The sequence below is a fragment of the Modestobacter sp. KNN46-3 genome (assembly GCF_011039295.1).
The window spans coordinates 21,603-28,235 of the sequence record NZ_JAAKGN010000052.1 but is presented as its reverse complement, the minus strand read 5'-3'; the positions used below and the strand labels follow the sequence as shown (position 1 = coordinate 28,235).

Annotated in this window: 5 protein-coding genes; all 5 read left to right on the top strand. The window is 74.4% G+C overall.

Going from position 1 to position 6,633, the window contains the following annotated elements; genetic code table 11:
- Window positions 1–64: 64 nt before the first annotated feature.
- Window positions 65–1,672 carry a D-alanyl-D-alanine carboxypeptidase/D-alanyl-D-alanine-endopeptidase gene (dacB, locus tag G5C62_RS12950; RefSeq protein WP_241175880.1) on the top strand — a complete coding sequence of 536 codons (1,608 nt, stop codon included), beginning with the start codon at window positions 65–67 and terminating at the stop codon, window positions 1,670–1,672.
- A gap of 38 nt (window positions 1,673–1,710) precedes the next feature.
- A complete protein-coding gene (locus G5C62_RS12945) occupies window positions 1,711–2,805 on the top strand; it encodes a zinc-dependent metalloprotease (protein ID WP_197058383.1) in 1,095 nt (364 codons plus the stop codon).
- Window positions 2,806–2,819: 14 nt separating this feature from the next.
- On the top strand, window positions 2,820–3,845 hold the full coding sequence (tilS, locus tag G5C62_RS12940) for a tRNA lysidine(34) synthetase TilS (protein ID WP_164701309.1): 1,026 nt from the start codon (window positions 2,820–2,822) through the stop codon (window positions 3,843–3,845).
- Between the two features lie 5 nt (window positions 3,846–3,850).
- Complete coding sequence (gene hpt / locus G5C62_RS12935; RefSeq protein WP_346774120.1) at window positions 3,851–4,441, top strand: hypoxanthine phosphoribosyltransferase; 591 nt, start codon at window positions 3,851–3,853, stop codon at window positions 4,439–4,441.
- A gap of 181 nt (window positions 4,442–4,622) precedes the next feature.
- Window positions 4,623–6,623 carry an ATP-dependent zinc metalloprotease FtsH gene (gene ftsH, locus G5C62_RS12930; RefSeq protein WP_164701308.1) on the top strand — a complete coding sequence of 667 codons (2,001 nt, stop codon included), beginning with the start codon at window positions 4,623–4,625 and terminating at the stop codon, window positions 6,621–6,623.
- The last annotated feature ends 10 nt before the right edge of the window (window positions 6,624–6,633 follow it).

The window sequence follows — 6,633 nt, the reverse complement described above, 5'->3', positions numbered from 1 at the left end:
TTTGTGTCAAGTGGTACGGCGACCACGTGGATGTGCGCCTAAGCCGTCGTCGGCAGCGTCAGATGTGTATAGGGGACAGGCCGACCGCGCCGCGGCGGAGCGCAGGGCCGCGGCCGACCGCGCTGAGGCCGACCGTGCCGCCGGGGAGCGGGCCGAGCGCGACGAGCGGGAACGGGCGCAGGCCGCGCGCGCGGCAGGTCGCCGCGACGTCCCCCAGCGCACTGCCGCTGCTCCCGCAGCCGTGGGCGCCACCGCTGCCGCCTCGGGTCGGCGGCGGGCGGAGTCCGGTCGCGGGGGCGGCCGGCTGGTGAAGGTCCTGGCCGCCGCCGTCCTCGCCGTCGTGCTGGTCGCGGCGGGTGTGGTGCTCGCCCTCGACCTGACCAGAGGTGGCGACTCCACCGTGGCCGAGGACGCCGAGCAGGTGCCGGACGCCGTCCTGCCCGAGCTCACCGACCCGAGCCCGGTGCTCGCCCCGCTGTCCGCGGAGGCCCCGGTGCCCGACCCGACAGCGCTCGCGGCCGTGCTGACCCCACTGCTCGCGGACCCGGTGTTCGGCAGCGACCTCTCCGCCCAGGTGGTCGACGTGGCCACCGGTCAGGTGCTCTTCGACCGCGACGCGACCGACCCCAGCACCCCGGCCTCCACCGCCAAGCTCCTCACCGCCCTCGCCGCGGTCACCACCCTGGAGCCCACCGACACCCTGTCGACGACCGTGGTCGCCGGCAGCGCCCCCGGCGAGGTCGTCCTGGTCGGCGGCGGTGACCCGACCCTGTCGACGACCGCCCCGTCGGTCGACTACCCGGGCGCGGCGACCGTCGCCGACCTGGCCGCCCAGGTCCAGCAGGCGCTCGGCGGCCAGCCGGTCACCAGCGTCGTCGTCGACAACTCGTTGTTCAGCGGCCCGCTCACCGCCCAGGGCTGGGGCCCGGACGACGCGCCGTCGACCTACGCCGCCCCGGTGACCGCCACCGCCGTCGACGGCGCCCGGCAGGTCCCCGGCAACACCCCCCGCAGCGGGTCCCCGGGCACCGACGCCGGAGCGGCCCTGGCCGCGGCTCTGGGCGCCCCGGGTGCCGCGGTCAGCCTCGGTGCGGCGCCGGCTGGCGCCCGCACGCTGGGCAGCGTCGAGTCCGCGCCCGTCGCCCGGCTGGTCGAGCAGGCGCTCACCACCTCGGACAACCTGCTGACCGAGTCGCTGGCCCGGCACGTCGCCATCGCCCGGGGACTGCCGGCGACCTTCGACGGCGCCGGGCAGGCGATCGCCGCGGCGCTGGCCGAGGTCGGGTTGGACACGACCGGGCTCGCCCTCTCCGACGCCAGCGGCCTCTCCCGCGACGACCGGGTGCCCGCCGGGCTGCTGGTCGACGTCGTCCAGGCCGCCGCCGACGGCAGCATCCCCGACGCCGACCTGCTGCTCTCCGGTCTGCCGGTCGCCGGGTACGACGGCACCCTGACCGACCGCGCTGCGGCCGGCCCGGGCAGCCCGGGGTCGGTGCGGGCCAAGACCGGCACGCTGCTGGGCGTCAACGATCTGGCCGGCACGGTGCAGACCGCTGACGGTCGGCTGCTCGCGTTCGCGGTGCTCGCCGACGGGGCCACCGGGAGCATCGCGGCCACCGAGACCGCACTGGACGCCGTGGCGGCCGCGCTGGCCGGCTGCGGCTGCCGCTGACGGCGGCCGGGCGAGGTGCCCCCGCGTACGGTGAGGCGATGAGCCGCTCCTCGTCACTGGTCGACTGGGACCTCGCCGGCCGCACCGCCCGTCGCCTGACCGGCGCCGGCCCGGAGACCACCCGGGAGGAGGCGGCGGCCGTCGTCGCGGAGCTGCACAGCGCTGCCGCGATCGCCGTCGCGCACGTCGAGGAGCTGACCGGTCTGCGCCCCGTCCCCGGCGGCCCGGTGCCCACCGTGGCGGTCGTCGACCGGCCGGGCTGGATCGACTCGAACACCACGGGCATGGCGGCCCTGCTGGACCCGCTGGCCGACGGGCTGCAGGCGGCGTCGGGCACGACGCCGGGGCCGCTGGCCACCGCGATCGGCTCCCGGGCGACCGGCGTGCAGGCCGGTGGCGTGCTGGCCTTCCTGTGCACCCGCGTGCTGGGCCAGTACGAGGTCTTCGGCAGCGGCGGCCGGCTGTTGCTGGTGGCGCCCAACATCGTCGAGACCGAACGCCGGCTCGGCGTCGACCCCAGCGACTTCCGGCTGTGGGTCTGCCTGCACGAGGTCACCCACCAGTTGCAGTTCACCGCCGTCCCCTGGTTGCGCGGCTACCTCGAGGAGCAGATCGCCGCCTTCGCCGAGGCGACCGACCTCACCCCCGACGTGCTGCGCGAGCGGCTCAGCGACGTGCTGCGCAGCCTCACCGACGTCGTCCGCGGCACCGGTGCCGACGACGACGCCCCGCAGGGGCTGATGGCGCTGATCCGGGACCCCGAGCAGCGCGCCGTGCTCGACCGGGTCACCGCGGTGATGAGCCTGGTGGAGGGGCACGCCGAGTTCGTGATGGACGGCGTCGGCCCCGACGTCGTCCCGTCCGTGCGCACGCTGCGCAAGCGCTTCGCCCAGCGCCGCAAGGGCCGCGGCCCCATCGATCGGGTGCTGCGCCGGCTGCTCGGCCTGGAGCAGAAGATGCAGCAGTACGCCGACGGCCGGGTCTTCGTCGCCGGGGTGGTCGAGCTGGCCGGCATGGACGGGTTCAACCAGGTCTGGGCCGGGCCGGAGAACCTGCCGTACAAGGAGGAGCTGACCGAGCCCGCCCGCTGGGTGCAGCGGGTGCTGGAGTCGCGGCCGGCCTTCCCGGCCTGATCCGGGTCCCCCAGATGGCCGGACCCGACCCCGCCGTCGCGGCGCTGCGCACTGCGGTGCGCCCGGGCCTCGCCGCCGGCACGGGGCCGGTGCTGGCCGCCTGCAGTGGGGGAGCGGACTCCCTGGCCCTGGCCGCCGCGCTGGCCTTCGAGGCGCCGCGCGCGGGCCGGCCGGTCGGCGGGGTCACCGTCGACCACGGACTGCAGCCCGGCTCGGCCGAGCAGGCCGAGCGCACCGCCGGCCTGCTCCGTTCCGTCGGGCTCTCCCCGGTGCTGGTGCTCACGGTCGACGTCGGCGACGCGGGCGGGCCGGAGGGGGCAGCCCGGGCGGCCCGGGCAGCGGCGCTGGCCGGGGCGGCGGCGGAGCACGGGGCGACGATCGCCCTGGGCCACACGCTGGACGACCAGGCCGAGACCGTCCTGCTGGGGCTGGCCCGCGGTTCCGGCCCCCGCTCGGTCGCCGGCATGGTCGAGCACCGCCCGCCGTTCTGGCGCCCGTTGCTCGGCGTCCGGCGGGAGACGACCCGGGCCGCCTGCACGGCCCAGCAGCTGCCGGTGTGGGACGACCCGTGGAACAGCGACCCCGCCTACACCCGCGTCCGGCTGCGCACCGAGGTGCTGCCGCTGCTGGAGGAGGTGCTCGGCGGCGGGGTGGCGGCGGCCCTCGGCCGGACCGCGGCGATGACCCGGGAGGACCTGGACACCCTCGACGCGCTCGCCGACACCGAGCTCGCGGCGCTGATCGGGCCGGACGGCGACCTGCCCGCTGCCCCGCTGGCCGGCCTGCCTCCGGCGCTGCGGCGCCGGGTGCTGCGCGGCTGGCTCCGCCGGGCGGGGGTGCCCGACCTGCAGGGCGTGCACCTGTCGGCGGTGGACGCTCTCCTCACCCGGTGGAGGGGACAGGGACGAGCGGACCTCCCCGGCGGTGCGGGGGTGCGGCGTGCGTCTGGCAGGCTGACCGTGCAGCTCGGCGCTCCTCCCGGTCGCGGGACCGGTCCGCGCCCCGCTGCACCTGATGCCGTCCCCCCAGAGGAGCCCTGACCGTCGTGAGCGAGCCCGCCATCCCCGCAGCCGGCCCGTTGGGCCCGGACCACGGCTACGGCCCGGACATCGCCCACGTGCTGCTCTCCGAGGAGCAGATCCAGGGGAAGATCGCGGAGCTCGCCGCGCAGATCGCCCACGACTACGCCGGTCGCGAGGTGCTGCTGGTCGGCGTCCTCAAGGGCGCGGTGCTGTTCATGTCCGACTTCGCCCGGGCGCTGCAGCTGCCGACCCAGATGGAGTTCATGGCGGTCTCCTCCTACGGCAGCGCCACCAGCTCCTCCGGCGTGGTGCGGATCCTGAAGGACCTGGACCGCGACATCGCCGACAAGCACGTGCTGGTGCTCGAGGACATCATCGACTCCGGGCTCACGCTCTCCTGGCTGCTGAAGAACCTGGGCAGCCGGCGGCCGGCGTCCCTGGAGGTGTGCACGCTGCTGCGCAAGCCGGACGCGGTGAAGGTCGACGTCCCGGTGCGCTACATCGGCTTCGACATCCCCAACGAGTTCGTCGTCGGCTACGGGCTCGACTACGCCGAGCGGTACCGCGACCTGCCCTACATCGCCACGCTCAAGCCCGAGGTCTACTCCTCCTGACGGGGTACAACCGCGAGGCCAGCCCCGCCTTGCCCAGCAGGGACACAGGTCCTGCGGTGTACCTTCGGCACCAACGACGTCGCCCCGCGCGGGGCGTCCCCCAGGGTCGCGAGCGGCGTCCAGCGACGATCAGGAGGGTCGACGGGCAGGTCGGGCTCACCCCGGCGCCCGGCCACGGTGTATGGAACGCAAGAAGATCTTCCGGAGCGTCTGGTTCTGGATCGCCATCGTCGTCCTGGTGGCCTTCGTCGGCTCCAGCTTCTTCCGTGGTGACCCCGAGTACCAGGAGGTCTCGACCTCCACGGCGCTCGCCCAGTTCGCCGAGGGCAACGTCGACTCCGCCACCATCAACGACCGCGAGCAGACGGTCGACCTCGACCTGATCGACCCGGTCGAGGGCAGTGACCAGGTCACCGCCTTCTACCCGGTCGGCGCCGAGGAGGACGTCTTCGACCTGGTCAGCGGCCTGGGTGAGGGCGAGGGCGTCGACTTCGACACCAACGTCTCCCAGGACAACCTGCTGGTCAGCATCCTGGTCAGCTTCCTGCCCTTCGTGCTCCTCCTGCTGCTGCTCTTCTGGCTGTTCAGCTCCATGCAGGGCGGCGGCCGGGGCGTGATGGCCTTCGGCAAGTCCAAGGCCAAGATCGTCAGCAAGGACAGCCCGAAGACGACGTTCAGCGACGTCGCCGGCGCCGACGAGGCGATCCAGGAGCTCCACGAGATCAAGGACTTCCTGCAGAACCCGGTCAAGTACCAGGCGATCGGCGCGAAGATCCCCAAGGGCGTGCTGCTGTTCGGCCCGCCCGGCACCGGCAAGACGCTGCTGGCCCGCGCCGTCGCCGGTGAGGCCGGCGTGCCGTTCTACTCGATCTCCGGGTCGGACTTCGTGGAGATGTTCGTCGGCGTCGGCGCCAGCCGGGTCCGCGACCTGTTCACCCAGGCCAAGGAGAACGCCCCGGCGATCATCTTCATCGACGAGATCGACGCCGTCGGCCGGCAGCGCGGCGCCGGCATGGGCGGCGGGCACGACGAGCGCGAGCAGACGCTGAACCAGATGCTCGTCGAGATGGACGGCTTCGACGTCAAGGGCGGGGTCATCATGATCGCCGCCACCAACCGGCCGGACGTCCTGGACCCCGCGCTGCTGCGCCCCGGCCGGTTCGACCGGCAGATCCCGGTCGACCGCCCCGACCTGCAGGGCCGGACGGCGGTGCTCAAGGTGCACGCCACCGGGAAGCCGCTGGCCGACGACGTCGACCTGGAGACCGTGGCCCGGCGGACGCCCGGCTTCACCGGGGCCGACCTGGCCAACGTGCTCAACGAGGCCGCCCTGCTCACCGCCCGCCAGGACGGCACGATCATCACCGACGCCACCCTCGAGGAGGCGATCGACCGCGTGCTCGCCGGTCCGGAGCGCAAGACCCGGGCGATGAGCGAGAAGGAGAAGAAGGTCACCGCGTACCACGAGGGCGGCCACGCCCTGGTGGCGCACGCCCTGCCGAACACCGACCCGGTGCACAAGGTGACGATCCTGCCGCGCGGCCGCTCGCTGGGCCACACCCTCGTGCTGCCCACCGAGGACCGGTACACCCAGACCCGCTCGGAGATGATCGACACGCTGGCCTACGCGCTGGGCGGCCGGGCGGCCGAGGAGCTGGTCTTCCACGAGCCCACCACCGGCGCCGGCAACGACATCGAGAAGGCCACCTCGCTGGCCAAGTCGATGGTCACCCAGTACGGGATGAGCGCGAAGCTCGGCGCGGTCAAGTACGGCAGCACCGACTCCGAGCCGTTCCTGGGCCGGGACATGGGCTCGCGGCCGGACTACTCCGACGCCGTCGCCGCTGACATCGACGGCGAGGTGCGCGCGCTGATCGAGGCCGCGCACGACGAGGCGTGGGAGATCCTGGTCGAGTACCGCGACGTCCTGGACCGCCTGGTGCTGGAGCTGCTCGAGCGGGAGACCCTGTCCCGCGAGGACATGGACCGGATCTGTGCCGGGGTGGTCAAGCGCCCGTCGATGGCGCCCTACAACGGCTTCGGCAAGCGCACCCCCTCGGAGCGTCCGCCGGTGCTGACCCCGGCCGAGGTCGCCGCGGCCAACGGGGCGGTGCACGGCTCGGCCAACGGCGCCACGCAGGCGCCGGTCGGCGACGTCGGCGCACCGGCCCAGGGCCGGTGAGCAACGCACT